Source organism: Polynucleobacter sp. JS-Fieb-80-E5 (assembly GCF_018882015.1).
GTDB lineage: Bacteria > Pseudomonadota > Gammaproteobacteria > Burkholderiales > Burkholderiaceae > Polynucleobacter.
The window spans coordinates 147,272-162,981 of the sequence record NZ_JACVPH010000003.1; the positions used below are offsets into that span (position 1 = coordinate 147,272).

The 15,710-nt window shown below is 46.0% G+C and carries 14 protein-coding genes and 1 tRNA gene; 14 read left to right on the forward strand and 1 reads right to left on the reverse strand.

Annotation, left to right across the window (positions count from 1 at the left end):
• Positions 1-13: 13 nt before the first annotated feature.
• The 7 genes from pheS to ICN44_RS05665 all read left to right on the forward strand — a co-directional run bounded on the left by pheS (position 14) and on the right by ICN44_RS05665 (position 5,254).
• Positions 14-1,060, forward strand: a complete 1,047-nt coding sequence (pheS, locus tag ICN44_RS05635; RefSeq protein WP_216263069.1) for a phenylalanine--tRNA ligase subunit alpha — start codon at positions 14-16, stop codon at positions 1,058-1,060.
• A gap of 33 nt (positions 1,061-1,093) precedes the next feature.
• On the forward strand, positions 1,094-3,550 hold the full coding sequence (gene pheT, locus ICN44_RS05640) for a phenylalanine--tRNA ligase subunit beta (RefSeq protein ID WP_216263070.1): 2,457 nt from the start codon (positions 1,094-1,096) through the stop codon (positions 3,548-3,550).
• 45 nt (positions 3,551-3,595) lie between these two features.
• Positions 3,596-3,919: an integration host factor subunit alpha gene (locus tag ICN44_RS05645; RefSeq protein WP_072582283.1), complete on the forward strand. Its 324-nt coding sequence runs from the start codon at positions 3,596-3,598 to the stop codon at positions 3,917-3,919.
• Positions 3,897-4,247 carry a MerR family transcriptional regulator gene (locus ICN44_RS05650; RefSeq protein WP_215361724.1) on the forward strand — a complete coding sequence of 117 codons (351 nt, stop codon included), beginning with the start codon at positions 3,897-3,899 and terminating at the stop codon, positions 4,245-4,247. Before ICN44_RS05645 ends, ICN44_RS05650 begins: the two co-directional genes overlap by 23 nt.
• Positions 4,248-4,272: 25 nt before the next feature.
• A tRNA-Pro gene (locus ICN44_RS05655) sits at positions 4,273-4,349 on the forward strand.
• Between the two features lie 23 nt (positions 4,350-4,372).
• Entirely contained in the window at positions 4,373-4,786 is a 414-nt protein-coding gene (locus ICN44_RS05660) for a PaaI family thioesterase (RefSeq protein WP_216263071.1), read from the forward strand.
• A 183-nt stretch (positions 4,787-4,969) separates the two neighbouring features.
• Positions 4,970-5,254: an H-NS family nucleoid-associated regulatory protein gene (locus tag ICN44_RS05665; protein WP_215360063.1), complete on the forward strand. Its 285-nt coding sequence runs from the start codon at positions 4,970-4,972 to the stop codon at positions 5,252-5,254.
• A gap of 82 nt (positions 5,255-5,336) precedes the next feature.
• On the opposite strand, the gene ICN44_RS05670 is transcribed toward ICN44_RS05665, so the two are convergent.
• The gene (locus ICN44_RS05670) at positions 5,337-6,035 is read right to left on the reverse strand and encodes an excisionase family DNA-binding protein (protein ID WP_216263072.1); all 699 of its coding nucleotides are present in this window, start codon (positions 6,033-6,035) and stop codon (positions 5,337-5,339) included.
• Between the two features lie 299 nt (positions 6,036-6,334).
• On the opposite strand from ICN44_RS05670, the gene ICN44_RS05675 reads away from it, so the two are divergent.
• From ICN44_RS05675 to ICN44_RS05705, 7 genes are all read left to right on the forward strand, one after another.
• Positions 6,335-9,190 (forward strand): 2-oxoglutarate dehydrogenase E1 component, encoded by a 2,856-nt coding sequence (locus ICN44_RS05675; RefSeq protein ID WP_216263073.1) that lies wholly within the window; start codon positions 6,335-6,337, stop codon positions 9,188-9,190.
• Positions 9,191-9,242: 52 nt separating this feature from the next.
• On the forward strand, positions 9,243-10,451 hold the full coding sequence (odhB, locus tag ICN44_RS05680) for a 2-oxoglutarate dehydrogenase complex dihydrolipoyllysine-residue succinyltransferase (RefSeq protein ID WP_216263074.1): 1,209 nt from the start codon (positions 9,243-9,245) through the stop codon (positions 10,449-10,451).
• Between the two features lie 12 nt (positions 10,452-10,463).
• Positions 10,464-11,900, forward strand: coding sequence for a dihydrolipoyl dehydrogenase (gene lpdA / locus ICN44_RS05685; protein ID WP_216263075.1), 1,437 nt, complete (start codon positions 10,464-10,466; stop codon positions 11,898-11,900).
• Positions 11,901-13,004: a cell division protein ZapE gene (zapE, locus tag ICN44_RS05690; RefSeq protein ID WP_216263076.1), complete on the forward strand. Its 1,104-nt coding sequence runs from the start codon at positions 11,901-11,903 to the stop codon at positions 13,002-13,004.
• Between the two features lie 9 nt (positions 13,005-13,013).
• Positions 13,014-13,865, forward strand: coding sequence for a 3',5'-nucleoside bisphosphate phosphatase (locus ICN44_RS05695; RefSeq protein ID WP_216263077.1), 852 nt, complete (start codon positions 13,014-13,016; stop codon positions 13,863-13,865).
• 53 nt (positions 13,866-13,918) lie between these two features.
• Positions 13,919-15,121, forward strand: coding sequence for a tryptophan--tRNA ligase (locus ICN44_RS05700; RefSeq protein WP_216263078.1), 1,203 nt, complete (start codon positions 13,919-13,921; stop codon positions 15,119-15,121).
• A 63-nt stretch (positions 15,122-15,184) separates the two neighbouring features.
• Complete coding sequence (locus tag ICN44_RS05705; RefSeq protein WP_370624872.1) at positions 15,185-15,694, forward strand: class I SAM-dependent methyltransferase; 510 nt, start codon at positions 15,185-15,187, stop codon at positions 15,692-15,694.
• Positions 15,695-15,710: the final 16 nt, after the last annotated feature.

Below are 15,710 nucleotides of genomic sequence, written 5' to 3' on the forward strand. Positions count from 1 at the left end.
AAACTAAGCTGCAATGGTTTCTCTCGACCACATTGTCGAGGATGCTAAACGTGATTTCCTCGGAGCTGCCGATGCGGCAGCTCTAGAGGACGCGAAAGCCAAGTATCTCGGTAAGTCAGGTGTTCTCACTGAGCGTTTAAAAGCGCTTGGTGGAATGTCGCCTGATGAACGCAAGAGTGCTGGCGCCCAAATTAATCAAATCAAAACCCAAGTAGAAGCTGCATTACAAGAGCGTCGCCAAGCTTTGGCTGATGCCGTCTTGTTGCAACGTCTTGCAGCAGAGTCTATCGATGTTTCCTTGCCTGGCCGTGGCCAAGCAGTAGGTAGCTTGCATCCTGTGATGCGCACTTGGGAACGTGTTGAAGAGATCTTCCGCTCAATAGGTTTTGATGTAGCAGATGGCCCTGAGATTGAAACCGATTGGTTTAATTTCACCGCCTTAAATAGCCCTGAGAATCATCCTGCACGTTCAATGCAGGATACTTTTTATATCGATGGCAAAGACTCTAACGAGAAGCCGTTGCTATTACGTACGCATACCAGCCCCATTCAGGTTCGTTATGCGAGCGAACATGTTAAGAAATACGCTAACGCCGATGTCATGCCGCCAATCAAAGTAATTGCGCCAGGAAGAACATATCGTGTTGATAGCGACGCAACCCATTCACCCATGTTCCATCAAGTTGAAGGCTTGTGGATTGCTGAGAGTGTTTCATTTGCAGACCTCAAAGGCGTCTATACAGATTTCTTGAGAACCTTCTTTGAAACGAATGCATTGCAAGTTCGTTTCCGACCTTCATATTTCCCGTTTACAGAGCCTTCAGCTGAGATTGATATGGCCTTCGGTAGCGGCAAACTTGTCGGCCGTTGGTTAGAAATCTCCGGAGCAGGGCAGGTTCATCCTAATGTCTTACGCAATATGGGTATCGACCCAGAGCGCTATACCGGCTTCGCATTTGGATCTGGTCTAGAGCGCTTAACGATGCTGCGTTACGGTGTAGATGACTTGCGCCTCTTCTTTGAAAACGATCTGCGTTTTTTAGCGCAGTTCCCTGCATAACCAAACTATTTATTACTAAACTAAGATCGCGCTATGCAATTTTCTGAATCTTGGCTTCGTCAGTATGTAAACCCATCACTGGATAGTGATGCGCTTGGTCATGCAATGACAATGGCCGGTTTAGAAGTTGAAGAGCAACATTCAGTAGCCCCTGCATTTACTAAGATCGTGATTGCGCAAATCTTGTCTGCAGAGCAACATCCTGATGCAGACCGTTTACGTGTTTGTAAAGTAGACGCTGGTACTGGTCAAGAGTTACAAATTGTTTGTGGTGCGCCTAATGCGCGTGCCGGGATCAAGATTCCGTGCGCTATGGTTGGCGCTGAATTGCCCCCTGCTGAAGCCGGCGGCAAGCCATTCATGATCAAAGTGGGTAAGCTACGCGGTGTTGAAAGCCAAGGTATGTTGTGCTCTGGCCGTGAGCTTGGCTTGGGCGATGATCACGAAGGCATCCTAGAGTTACCTGTGGATGCGCCAGTTGGCAAAGATATTCGTGAATATCTGAATCTTGATGATCAAATCTTTGTTATTAAATTAACCCCGAATAAAGCAGATTGCCTCTCATTAATGGGTATGGCAAGAGAAGTTTCCGCCATTACTGGCGCTACGCTCTGCGCGCCGAAGTGGACACCACCAGCAGTATCGATTGACGATAAGCGCAAAGTTACCGTAGAAGATAAAGAACTCTGTGGACGTTTTGCTGGTCGCGTGATTCGTGGTGTTAATCCGCAGGCTAAAACACCCGAGTGGATTGTGCAGCTTTTATCCCGCGCAGGTCAAAGAAGTATTTCTGCATTAGTAGATCTCTCTAACTACGTCATGCTAGAGATGGGTCAACCTACCCACGTATTTGATATTGATAAATTGAATGGCGATATCACTGTTCGTTGGGCTAAAGCAGGCGAAACTCTTGAATTATTAAATGGTCAGACTGTGACTTTGCAGGGCCCCGACTCTGCGGGCAAGTTACAGGAAGCTGGCGTGGTTGCTGATCAGAATGGCCCGGTAGCGCTTGCCGGAATCATGGGCGGCAATCATTGCGCCGTATCTGATGACACCAAGAATATCTATGTTGAGGCTGCATATTGGTTGCCTTCAGCTATTCAGGGCCGTGCCCGCCGCTTTAACTTCAGCACAGATGCAGCGCATCGCTTTGAGCGCGGTGTAGATCCCCAAAATACAGTTAATTGTCTAGAGTATCTCAGTGCCTTAATTATTGAGGTCTGCGGTGGTCAAGCTGGCCCAGTGGATGATCAAGTATTGAACGTGCCAGACCGTAAGCCAGTCAAAATGCGTTTGGCTAGAGCAGAAAAAGTAATTGGTATTCCACTAACAAATGAAGTGGTTGCTGATGTATTTCAGCGTCTTGGTTTTGAGTTTAAGCAAGAGGGTGATGCCTTTGTTGTAATGCCCCCAAGCTATCGTTTCGATATTGAGATCGAAGAAGATTTGATCGAAGAAGTCGCACGTATGTACGGCTTTGAAAATATTCCGGATCAACCACCAGTAGCCTCATTGAAAATGAGTGCTAAAGCAGAAGCAAAACGCGGTGTTCATTTATTGCGCCAGCGTTTGGCTCTCCAAGGTTATCAAGAGGCAGTAAATTTTGGCTTCACAGATCTCGAAAGTGAAAAGCGTTTAACTAGCGCCACTGAAACAGAGATCATTGCGGTGTTAAATCCTATTGCCAGCCAATACGGTGTGATGCGCAGTACGCTATGGGGCGGTTTGTTAAATAACCTCAAGGCGAATTTGAACCGTGGAGCAGGGCGTGTACGCCTGTTTGAGACTGGCCGTGTATTTAAGCGTGACGTGAATGTTCAAGAAGAGGCTGGCAAGGTGGCTGGCTTTTATCAGCCCCAAAAAATTGGCGGCCTTGCTTATGGATCTTTTGTTCCTGAGCAATGGGCCAATGCAACCCGTGCGGTTGATTTCTTTGATGTGAAGGGTGATCTGGAGCGTGTTTTAGATCCCCTGCATTTTGTCAATGAAGCCGCACAGCACCCTGCATTACATCCGGGTCGCAGTGCAAAGATATTCTTGACTGCAGCCAAGAATCGTATTGAAGTAGGATTCATTGGAGAGCTTCATCCTGGTTTGCAACAAGCATATGAGTTGCCACAAGCGCCTGTTTTATTTGAATTAGACTTAGATCCTATTCGTGAGCTTGGCTTGCCGGTGCCTGAAGATTTGAGTAAATTTCCTGCAGTGCAACGTGATTTGGCCTTGGTTGTGAAGCAAAGCGTTTCTGCGCAGTCACTGTTAGATGTTATGGCTGCTAGCAAGCAAAATTTTGTGCGTAATATTGAACTCTTTGATGAGTTCAAGCCTAAGGCTGGATCAAGTAGTATGGCGGATGATGAGAAGAGCTTGGCTTTCCGAGTAACCCTCTTAAACCCTAATGAGACATTACAGGATCCCCAAATTGATGCAGCAATGGCTGCTTTATTGGGCGCAGTTGAAAAAAAGTGCGCAGCTCGTTTGCGCTAGGTTTAATATTAAGCATAAATCATACAATTACAGAAAAGACTTGCGATGACTGAATTGATTTCTAACGACACCGTTACCAAGAATGAGCTATCCGAAGCCCTTTTTGATCAAGTTGGACTAAATAAGCGCGAAGCAAAAGATATGATCGATGCTTTTTTTGATCGTGTTGGCCAATCTCTTGAAGCCGGCGTAGAAGTTAAGATTTCCGGTTTTGGTAATTTCCAGTTGCGCAATAAGTCGGCTCGTCCTGGCCGAAATCCAAAGACAGGTCAAATGATTCCGATTGCTGCTAGACGCGTTGTTACTTTTCACGCAAGTCAAAAGCTTAAAGATGTAGTGGAGTCACATGCTCGAGAAAACCGAGTTTGATGCTAGCTCAGCGCTGCTGAGCTCTCAACTTCCCCCGATACCAGCAAAGCGCTATTTCACCATTGGTGAAGTAGCTGATCTTTGTGGTGTGCGCTCACACGTATTGCGTTATTGGGAGCAGGAGTTTACTCAACTCAGCCCACAAAAGCGCCGCGGTAACCGTCGTTACTACCAGCACCATGAAGTGGTCTTGATCAGAAAGATTCGCTCACTCCTCTATGAAGAAGGCTTTACGATTAGCGGTGCTCGCAATCGCCTTGAAGAGGCTCGTGGCGATCTCCGTCTGCGTGAAGAATTGCAAGCTGTCCTGCAGATTCTCTCTAAATAGTTACTGATACAATTTTGCTTTTCGTCGGGGCGTAGCGCAGCCTGGTAGCGTACATGCATGGGGTGCATGTGGTCGGAGGTTCAAATCCTCTCGCCCCGACCATTCAAACTAATCCCACCATCTCCATGACAAGCGAAACAAAACCCGTTGAATACTTTGGTCTCAAGATTCCTTTTTTGGCGCATTTGGGCGTAGTTCCTGAGTATGCGAAAGAGGGTAAGTCCCGAATTAGCCTTGACCTTAAGCCTGAGTATGAGAATAGCTTTGGTATTGCCCATGGCGGTGTCATCATGACACTACTGGATTTTGCAATGGGGGCAGCAGCTAGGAGCATTTCCGAGGCTCCCTTGGGGGCAATGACGATTGATATGTCGGTCAGCTTCCTGCGTCCCAGCACCGGCAAAATCGTGGTGGAGGGCACCATTCTCAAACCAGGAAAGACGATTAACTATTGCGAAGCAATTGTGTTGAATGAGGCAGGGGAGATAACTGCAAAATCCAGCGGTACATTTATGCTCAGAGAATCAAAAACAGTTTAATTAAATATAATATTTATAAAGATTATGTCTTTTATTAACCTGAGCTGATATAGCCCTAATAAATATTGTTAATTATTCCGAATAATATATATTGCCTGATAGATTAATGTATATATAATAAACATCTAATAAGGCTTATATAAGCCCTATAAAACAAACTATTATTCGGAGAGTGAAAAGAATATGTCTTCTTATAAAGAGCTTTTAGCCCAACGCGAGCAGTTGGATAAACAGATTAAAGAAGCAATTGCTCATGAAAAGGCTGATGGCATTGCCAAGGCCAAAGTCATTATTGAGCAATATGGCTTAACTGCATCCGATCTATTTAGCCGTAAAGCCGGTGTAAAGAGTGCTGGCGGTAAGGTGGCTCCTAAATATCGCAATCCATCTACAGGCGAAACTTGGACTGGAAGAGGTAAGGCGCCAAAGTGGATTGAAGGCAGAGATCGTAGTAGCTATTTGATCTAAGTGCTTGTTTTGCTTAAGTTTTGTACCAAAGGCCGCTTATAGCGGCCTTTTCATTTACCCCTTCCTTGAGCTTAATTGCCCTCTAAGCGCACTTCCTAGCCAAAGCTTCTACAAATAGGGGTTCTAGTAACTCATGCCGACTACCATGAGGCCAGTTTCCCTCAGTCTCTGGATTGGTTGCGGGGTAGCCAATAATGAGTGGGTTGAGGTCAATTAAGCCGTTTTCAAGCTCCTGTTTGATGCTTTCGCTCAAGGGATGCTTACCGCCAGAGTTCTCGTCAGCCAGCGCAACTACGCCAGGGTGTAGCTTGATAAAGCCTTCATCTACTAGTATAGGTATGCGCTGAGTGTCCTTGTTTTTGCTCAAATAATGGATTAAATGGACTTGCTCTACAGGTGGAATAAGAGCATCTAAAAAGATCAAATCGGGGGCAATGGAAACTGCCTTCATTAAGCCCTCTAGGCTATCTACCGCCATTTCCATGTCTACCTTGAGCTGCCAATCGGCAATAGACTCTAATAATTCTTGGCCATTCTCGGATCTTCTAAATATCCCCATGGCTACACAGTTTTGAGTGGTCTTTTGACGCATAGCCCTTTTTCTGCGTTGTAATTGCTGTTCTAAGGAGCTTGCCAATATACGTCTGTGCCCGCCACGGGTTTTCCAAGCAATAAGTTCGCCTAATTCCACCATTTTCTGAACGGTGCCTAGGGAAACCTGTAAAACCTTGGCGCTTTGGCGAGTACTGAGATATTCCGTTTCTGGGGTAATTAATTTCATATTTGCCTTAATTTCATTTAATTGTTTGAAGATTTAGAGAATAAAAATCAAATTCATTTGAATCTGTCGGCAAACCTTTAAAGCGGAGTAGGAAAGTTCTTATTAATTCTCTTTGATAGGGAGATACCCCCAAATTCTTTGAAATCAGGGAAAGCCCTTTAAGTACCAATGGGCATTCGTGTTAAATTACACCTGTAGCACCAGTATTCGCACAGATCAATTCGCTAAACGGTAGAGCCGTGTAACGAATGGTTTTAACCACAGTTTTTATTCGGGAAACCCGATGAAAGGTGAGCATCATGATGCAGGATCAAAGAGATAATTCCTATCTCTTCGGCGGAAACGCACCCTACGTAGAGGAACTCTACGAATCCTACTTGCACGATCCAGCTTCAGTAGCTGATCATTGGCGAGATTATTTCGATAACGTGAAACAGGTTCCTGCGGTTGACGGTTCATCTCGAACTGACATTGCCCACGCACCTATTGTTGCTTCATTTGCTGAGCGCGCTAAGCAAGGCCCAATCAGAACGATATCTGATTCGGCTGACTCAGAGATGGGCCGTAAGCGCGTTGCTGTTCAGCAGTTAATTGCTGCGTATCGCAACGTTGGTAATCGCTGGGCTAATACTGATCCTCTCAAGCGGACAGAGCGCCAGGATATTCCTGAGTTAGATTCTGCTTTCTATGGCTTCACTGACGGCGATATGGATATCGTCTTCAATACAAGTAATACATTCTTTGGTAGAAACGAGATGTCCTTGCGCGATTTGCTGCAAGCATTGCGTGAAACCTATTGCGGGACTATTGGCGCTGAATATATGTTCATCGCTGACCAAAAAATTAAAAAATGGTGGCAGGAAAAGTTAGAGTCCATACGCTCGAACCCATCATTTAATCAAGAAAAAAAACGTCAAATCCTTGATCGCGTTACTGCTGCAGAAGGCTTGGAGCGCTACCTTCAAGCTAAATATGTTGGCCAAAAGCGCTTCTCTCTCGAGGGAGGCGAAAGTTTTATTGCCTGTATGGATGAGGTCATTCATGAGGCTGGCGCTAAAGGCGTCCAAGAGATTGTAATTGGCATGGCCCACCGTGGGCGCCTGAATGTGTTGGTTAATACCTTAGGAAAGATGCCCAAGGATCTATTTGCAGAGTTTGAGCACAAAGGTCCTGAAACATTGCCTGCTGGTGATGTGAAATATCACCAAGGATTTTCAAGCGATATCTCTACACCAACCGGACCAGTACACGTATCTTTGGCATTTAATCCATCGCACTTGGAGATTGTGAATCCTGTGGTTGAAGGTTCTGCACGCGCTCGAATGGATCGTCGTGGAGATGTTTTGGGTCAGCAGGTATTGCCTGTTCTAGTTCATGGTGATGCTGCAATTGCAGGCCAAGGAGTGATGCAAGAAACCTTAGCAATGGCTGAGGTTCGTGGTTACTCGACTGGCGGCACTTTGCATATTGTGATTAACAACCAAATTGGTTTTACGACTTCAGACCCGCGTGACTTGCGTTCAAGCTTGTATTGCACGGACATCATGAAAATCATTGATGCACCGGTATTGCATGTGAACGGTGATGATCCTGAAGCGGTTGTGTTGGCAACTCAGCTGGCGATAGAGTTCCGTACACAGTTTCACAAGGATGTAGCCATTGATATTGTTTGCTTTAGAAAATTAGGCCACAACGAGCAAGATACGCCATCAATGACTCAGCCTTTGATGTATAAGATCATTGCCGCTCATCCTGGTACTCGTAAGCTTTATGCCGACAAACTAGAAGCTGAGGGAACATTGCCCGCCGGCTCTGGCGAGGAGATGGTGAAGGCCTACCGTGCTGCGATGGATGCGGGTATACAGACTTCAGACCCAGTGCTGAGTAACTACAAGGGTAAGTTTGCGGTTGATTGGTCACCATTCTTAAATAAAAAATGGACAGACGAGGCTGATACAGCAATTCCTTTGACTGAATGGAAGCGATTGGCAGAACGCATTTCCACTCCTCGTGAGGGCTTTAAAGTTCACCCATTGGTAGAAAAGGTCTTAAATGACCGTGCTGCAATGGGTCGCGGCGAGGTCAATGTCGACTGGGGTATGGGGGAGCATATGGCTTTTGCATCCCTGGTTGCTAGTGGCTACCCCGTTCGGCTATCTGGTGAAGATAGTGGTCGTGGAACATTTACCCATCGTCATGCAGTGCTACACAATCAAAATCGTGAAAAGTGGGATACCGGAATTTATATTCCACTGCGCCACGTCGCTAAAGATCAAGCACCATTTTTGGTAATTGACTCCATTCTCTCTGAAGAGGCGGTGCTTGGTTTTGAATACGGTTATGCCGCTGCAGAACCTAATACGTTAACTATTTGGGAAGCCCAGTTCGGCGACTTTGCTAACGGAGCACAGGTAGTAATTGACCAATTCATCGCCTCAGGCGAGGTGAAGTGGGGTCGTGCTAATGGCTTAGTCATGATGTTGCCGCACGGTTATGAAGGTCAAGGCCCAGAGCATTCTTCTGCACGTCTTGAGCGTTTTATGCAGTTGTGCGCTGATACTAATATGCAAGTCATTCAGCCAACTACTGCTTCACAGATATTCCATGTATTACGTCGTCAGATGATTCGTCAATTCCGCAAGCCGCTAATATTGATGACTCCAAAATCACTGCTGCGTAATAAGGAGGCAGCATCGCCTCTGTCTGAGTTTACCAAGGGTGGATTTAAGACTGTATTAGGTGAGCGTGATGACTCGATTGATGCCAGCCAGGTAACTCGACTTGTAATGTGTTCTGGTAAGGTCTATTACGACTTAGTTAAACAACGTACGGAGAAGAAGATTGGTGATGTTGCCATTATTCGCTTGGAGCAGTTGTATCCATTCCCACACAAAGCATTAACTGCTGAGTTGAAGAAATATCCAAAATTGGAGGAGATTATTTGGTGCCAAGATGAGCCTCAAAACCAAGGCGCCTGGTTCTTTGTACAGCACAACATCTTGGAAAATATGTCTGATGGTATGAAACTAGCTTATGCAGGTCGTCCTGCATCAGCATCACCAGCCTGTGGTTATGCCCATCTTCACCAAGAACAGCAGAAGTCATTACTGAATACGGCATTTGCCAAACTCAAAGGGTATGTGATCACGAAATAATCGTTTTCATAACTCAACATACACACATACATACATATAAACAGGATTAATCATGGCTATTTTCGAAGTTAAAGTTCCACAACTCTCCGAGTCAGTTGCTGAAGCAACTTTGTTGCAATGGAAAAAGAAGGTTGGTGACGCTGTTGGTCAAGATGAGATCTTGATTGAAATTGAAACCGATAAAGTGGTTCTCGAGGTTCCAGCGCCTTCCGCTGGTGTCTTGACAGAAATCGTTGTTGCTGACGGTGGTACCGTTGTTGCTGAGCAATTGATTGCAAAGATCGATAGCACTGCTGTTGCCGCTGCCGCACCTGCTGCAGCCGCACCTGCTCCAGCTGCCGCTCCCGCAGCAGCCCCAGCAAAAGCACCTGCTCCTGCCGCTAAAGCTGGCACAGCGGCTGCACCTTCCGCTGCAAAAATTCTGGCTGAGAAAAATATCGACGCTGGTCAAGTTGCCGGTTCTGGTCGTGATGGCCGTATCACCAAGGGTGATGCATTGAATGCTTCTACAGGCGGTACTAAATCTGCTGCATTACCAAGCGCACCAGTTCCAATGGGTGATCGCCCAGAAGAGCGTGTACCAATGAGCCGTTTGCGTGCTCGTATTGCTGAGCGTTTGCTTGAGTCCCAAGCTAACAACGCCATCTTGACTACATTCAATGAAGTCAATATGGCTCCAGTAATCGCTATGCGTAATAAGTACAAAGATCAGTTTGAAAAAGTCCATGGTGTGAAGTTGGGCTTCATGTCTTTCTTCGTTAAAGCGGCTACACATGCTCTGAAGAAATTCCCACTCCTGAATGCTTCGGTTGATGGCAATGACATCGTTTACCACGGTTACTTTGATATCGGTATCGCAGTAAGCTCACCACGCGGCTTGGTAGTTCCTATTTTGCGTGACGTTGATCAAATGAATTTGGCTGACATTGAGAAGAAAATTGCTGAGTTCGGTGCTAAAGCACGTGATGGTAAATTGTCGATTGAAGAGTTGACTGGTGGCACATTCTCCATCTCTAACGGCGGCGTATTCGGATCGATGTTGTCCACTCCGATCATCAACCCACCGCAATCGGCTATTTTGGGTATCCACGCAACTAAAGATCGTGCCGTAGTTGAAAACGGTCAAGTAGTTGTTCGTCCAATCAACTATCTTGCTTTGTCATATGACCACCGCATTATTGACGGTCGCGAGGCTGTACTTGGTTTAGTTGCTATGAAGGATGCTTTAGAAGATCCTTCTCGTCTTCTCCTTGATTTGTAAGAAGGGAAGATCATGATCCAAGTTTTTGACGTAGTAGTAATTGGTGCTGGCCCTGGTGGCTATATCGCCGCGATTCGTGCAGCGCAACTTGGTTTTAAGGTTGCCTGTGCTGAATCTAGTTCCTATGATGATCCTAAAGGTGAAACACGTTTGGGCGGTACCTGCTTAAACGTGGGTTGTATTCCCTCTAAGGCATTGTTAGCATCTTCTGAGGAATTTGAAAAGATCAGCCATCATGCTGCAGATCATGGCATTAAAGTGGGTGCAGTAAGCATCGACTCTAAAAAGATGATTGCCCGTAAAGATGACATCGTTACCAAGATGACTGGTGGTATTCAGTACTTATTCCGTAAGAACAAAATCACTTTATTAAAAGGCCATGCTTCGTTCGAAGGTAAGGGCGCCGATGGATATCAAGTGAAGATTGCTGGCAAAGACAAAGAAACGGTTACTGCAAAGAATGTAATCATTGCTACCGGCTCTAAAGCGCGTCACCTCCCAGGCATTAATGTTGACAACGTCTTGATCTGCGATAACGAAGGTGCACTCAAATTTGACTCCGCCCCTAAGAAATTAGGTGTAATCGGTGCTGGTGTAATCGGCCTGGAGTTGGGATCTGTATGGCGTCGTCTCGGTGCTGAAGTGACTGTGCTTGAAGCTATGCCTTCATTCTTGGGTGCTTGTGATATCGGTATTGCCAAAGAAGCTCAAAAGCTCTTTGCTAAGCAAGGCTTAGATATTCATACTGGCGTGAAGATTGGTGATGTTAAAGCCGACAAGAAGGGTGTAGTAGTTAATTACACCGATAGCGCTGGTAAGGCTGCTAAGTTGGAATGTGATCGCTTAATTGTTTCCGTTGGTCGTGTACCTAACACCGACAAATTGGGTTTAGACAAGATTGGTCTTAAAGTGGATGAGCGTGGCTTCATTCCAATTGATGATCACACTTGTGCTACTGCGGCTCCCGGCGTTTACGCTGTTGGTGACGTGGTACGTGGCCCAATGTTGGCCCATAAAGCAGAAGACGAAGGCGTCTTGGTTGCTGAAGTGATTGCCGGTCAAAAGCCTCATATCGATTACAACTGCATACCTTGGGTTATCTATACCGATCCTGAAATTGCCTGGGTTGGTAAAACTGAACAAGCACTCAAAGAGGCGGGCATTGCTTATAAAGCAGGTCAGTTTCCCTTTGCTGCTAACGGCCGTGCGTTGGGTATGGGTCGTGCTGATGGTTTCATCAAAGTGTTAGCAGATGCTAAGACAGATGAGATTCTTGGCGTACATATTATTGGTGCCAATGCTTCTGACTTAATTGCTGAAGCAGCGGTTGCAATGGAATTTAAAGCAGCAGCAGAAGATATTGCTCGTATCTGTCATGCGCATCCAAGTTTGTCTGAAGTGATGCGCGAAGCAGCATTGGCGACAGACTCACGTGCATTAAATATGTAATTGAAAACCATTGAGTTTTACCAACAAGAGTTAAAGGCGCGCGGGTATCAAAGTGATCCCGCGCAGCTTCGTGCTGTTGAGCGTCTTCAGGAGTGTGAAGATGAATGGATCGCTTACAAAGAAATCCGCAGCAATACCTTAAAGAAAAAGATATTTAAACCAACGCTTCCCCGCGGTATTTACCTATGGGGTGGGGTAGGTCGTGGCAAATCCTTCTTGATGGACTGCTTTTATGCGGCCTCACCATTAGAAAAGAAAATTCGCATTCATTTTCATGAGTTTATGCGTGAAGTCCATCGCGAACTCCATGAGTTATCGGGTTTATCAGACCCGCTTGATGAGCTTGCTAAGCGTATTTCAAATCGCTATCGTCTTATTTGCTTTGATGAGTTTCACATCAACGACATTGCGGATGCGATGATTCTCTATCGCTTGCTAAGTGCATTATTTGCTGACCGCGTGCAGTTTGTGATGACATCAAACTATCGTCCAGATCAGCTCTATCCGAATGGTTTGCATCGAGATCGATTGATTCCTGCAATTAAGCTCCTAGAAGAAAAGCTAGATGTCTTAAACGTAGATGCAGGTAATGATTACCGCCGGGTTCAAATGGCGCAAGTCGAGGCCTATCTCACTCCGGTCAATGCAGAAACACAAGCAACGCTCGGTCAAATGTTTCAAACCTTAATTGGTAATCAGAAAGAGGCGCGTAATCCAGTCCTTAATATTGAGTCGCGTGAGTTACGACCACTTCACATGGCGGACGGTGTGGTTTGGTTCGACTTCAAAACTTTGTGTTGTGGCCCACGCTCGCAAAATGATTACTTGGAGATTGCTAACCAGTTTCATACGGTGATTTTGTCTGGGGTGCCTTATATGCCCCCAAGAATGACAAATGAAGCCCGCCGCTTTATTTGGCTAATCGACGTCTTGTATGACCACAAGATTAAGTTAATCATGTCTGCTGAGGTTCCAGCTCCAGATTTGTACACTGAGGGCCAAATTACGTCTGAATTCTCTCGAACCGTCTCCCGTTTGATTGAGATGCAGTCTCGTGACTACCTAGATGCACCGCGCCGGGTAATTGATACCAGCTTGACCTAAAATAGGGTTATGAGCAGCTTTTCTCCCATAAACGCCGACTTGCATTGCCATTCAGTGATTTCTGACGGGACTTTGACGCCTGAACACTTAGCGGAGCGTGCTAAAGCCAATGGAGTGCATTTGTGGGCCTTGACCGATCATGATGAATTGGGTGGTCAGAAACGTGCTCGAGAAGCAGCTAGCGCATTAAAGATCGATTACCTTGCTGGTGTAGAAATTTCTGTCACTTGGATGGGTGAGACTATTCATATTGTTGGTCTTGGAATTGATGCTGAGCATGTTGGCATCATCGAAGGACTTCGTCGCACTCGTGATGGCCGAGGCAATCGCGCCAAACTGATGGCCGAACAATTACTCAAAGCAGGTATTCCTGCAGCTTATGAAGGCGCACTGCATTTTGCAGGGAATCGCGATTTGATTTCAAGAACACACTTTGCGCGTTTCTTGGTAGAGCAGGGTGTGTGTCGTAATACCGAGCATGTATTTAAAAATTATTTAATTGAAGGCAAGCCAGGATATGTACCTCATCAGTGGGCTACTCTAGATGACGCTGTTAGCTGGATTAAATCAGCAGGTGGTGTAGCGGTGATTGCTCATCCTGGACGCTACAGTAGACTCAATGCCATGCAAATGGATGAGCTCTATAAACACTTTAAGGACATTGGTGGCCTAGCAATTGAGGTTATTACAGGTAGCCATAGCCCGGACCAATACAAAACCTTTGCAAAGATTGCGGAGCAATATGGCTTTTTAGCTTCTCGTGGTTCCGATTTTCATGACCCAAGCGAGAGTCATATAGATTTAGGCAATTTGCCGCACTTACCGGATCACCTTACGCCAGTATGGTCTGCATTTCATTAAACGATTAATCCATTAACTCCATCATTACTTAACCACTTAGAAAAAGAATACAGATGTTTGCTGAACGCGTTCTCTCTGGCATGCGACCAACCGGTAGCTTGCACTTGGGTCACTACCATGGTGTATTAAAGAACTGGGTGCGCTTGCAGTCAGAGTATCCATGCTTCTTTTTTGTAGCTGATTGGCATGCATTAACTACTCATTACGAGACTCCGGATGTCATTGAGCAGTCTGTATGGGAGATGGTGATTGATTGGTTGGCAACGGGCGTTGATCCAAATCAGGCGACCTTGTTCATTCAAAGTAAAGTGCCTGAGCACGCTGAACTGTTTCTATTGCTCTCCATGGGAACCCCATTGGGCTGGCTTGAACGGGTACCTACCTATAAAGATCAAATTGAGAAACTCAAGGAAAAAGATCTCCAAACTTATGGTTTCTTGGGTTATCCATTGCTGCAGGCAGCTGACATATTGATGTATCGCGCACAGTTGGTGCCGGTTGGTGAAGATCAGGTGCCACACGTAGAGATGACTCGTGAAGTAGCGCGCCGCTTTAATTATTTGTACGGACGCGAACCCGGATTTGAAGAAAAAGCTTTAGAGGCAGTTAAAAAATTAGGCAGCAAGCGCGCCAAAATGTATGCAGAATTACGAGTGGCCTTCCAAGAGCGCGGTGATGATGAGGCATTGGAGCAGGCTAAGGCATTGCTACAAGAAGCGCAGAGTTTATCAATGGCTGATCGTGAAAGACTCTTTGGCTTTTTAGAAGGTGCTCGCAAAATTATCCTGCCTGAGCCACAAGCACTACTCACAACGGCATCACGTATGCCTGGTATTGATGGTCAAAAGATGTCGAAGTCTTACGGCAACACCATTAGCATTCGCGAAAATCCCGAAGATGTCATTAAAAAGATTCGTACGATGCCAACCGATCCAGCGCGCGTCAGAAGAACTGATGCCGGAGATCCAGCACGTTGCCCCGTATGGCAACTGCATACCGTTTACTCCAATGAAGAAACGAAACAATGGGTTGATAAGGGCTGTAAATCCGCTGGTATTGGATGCCTCGAGTGTAAGCAACCGGTAATCGATTCAATTTTGGCTGAGCAGCAGCCGATGTTTGAGTGTGCTCAGAAGTATTTGGATGACCCTAGTTTGCTGCGCTCCATCATTGCTGATGGTTGCGACAAAGCACGTAAGGTTGCTCAAGAAACCATGCGTGAGGTTCGCGAAGCAATGGGCCTTGCTTACGATTGAGTCTTAATCTTGCCTATCCCGCACGATGCCATTTTGAATGCCTCTCCTTGGGTAAGGAGATTTGTGCCCCTCATTCCAAAGGGTGGGGTGGTACTGGATTTAGCTTGCGGATCAGGGCGACACTCTGAGTTATTGGCAAGCATGGGTCATGAGGTGCTGTCAGTTGACCAGGATGTCACGGCTGCAGGGTCTCTTGGTAATCCCTTAATCATCGCAAAATGCCTCAATCTTGAAGAGACTGACTGGCCGCTGACGGGTTCTGAGTTCGGCGCGATCATAGTGACCAACTACCTCTATCGTCCACACCTTGATCAATTACCCAAAATGCTACAAATGGGTGGTGTTTTGATCTATGAAACCTTCGCCATGGGGAATGAGGAATTTGGTAAGCCATCCAACCCTCATTTCCTGTTAAATCCAGGGGAATTGCTCACTTTTGCCTCCCGTCATGGTCTTAAGGTAGTGGCTTATGAGGATATTTACGTAGACCAACCCAAACCAGCCATGGTTCAGCGCCTATGCGCGTCAAAAGGCGAGCTAAAAAAGCGCATTCCGTTACAATTTCAGGGTTAAGACAGCTAAAAATCGG

Excerpts from the sequence above, each read along its gene's own strand:
- odhB (WP_216263074.1), top strand. The coding sequence starts at position 9,243 with ATGGCTATTTTCGAAGTTAAAGTTCCACAACTCTCCGAGTCAGTTGCT.
- lpdA (WP_216263075.1), top strand. The coding sequence starts at position 10,464 with ATGATCCAAGTTTTTGACGTAGTAGTAATTGGTGCTGGCCCTGGTGGC.
- ICN44_RS05660 (WP_216263071.1), top strand. The coding sequence starts at position 4,373 with ATGACAAGCGAAACAAAACCCGTTGAATACTTTGGTCTCAAGATTCCT.
- ICN44_RS05650 (WP_215361724.1), top strand. The coding sequence starts at position 3,897 with ATGCTCGAGAAAACCGAGTTTGATGCTAGCTCAGCGCTGCTGAGCTCT.
- pheS (WP_216263069.1), top strand. The coding sequence starts at position 14 with ATGGTTTCTCTCGACCACATTGTCGAGGATGCTAAACGTGATTTCCTC.
- pheT (WP_216263070.1), top strand. The coding sequence starts at position 1,094 with ATGCAATTTTCTGAATCTTGGCTTCGTCAGTATGTAAACCCATCACTG.
- ICN44_RS05665 (WP_215360063.1), top strand. The coding sequence starts at position 4,970 with ATGTCTTCTTATAAAGAGCTTTTAGCCCAACGCGAGCAGTTGGATAAA.
- ICN44_RS05695 (WP_216263077.1), top strand. The coding sequence starts at position 13,014 with ATGAGCAGCTTTTCTCCCATAAACGCCGACTTGCATTGCCATTCAGTG.
- ICN44_RS05675 (WP_216263073.1), top strand. The coding sequence starts at position 6,335 with ATGATGCAGGATCAAAGAGATAATTCCTATCTCTTCGGCGGAAACGCA.
- ICN44_RS05670 (WP_216263072.1), bottom strand. The coding sequence starts at position 6,035 with ATGAAATTAATTACCCCAGAAACGGAATATCTCAGTACTCGCCAAAGC.
- ICN44_RS05645 (WP_072582283.1), top strand. The coding sequence starts at position 3,596 with ATGACTGAATTGATTTCTAACGACACCGTTACCAAGAATGAGCTATCC.
- ICN44_RS05700 (WP_216263078.1), top strand. The coding sequence starts at position 13,919 with ATGTTTGCTGAACGCGTTCTCTCTGGCATGCGACCAACCGGTAGCTTG.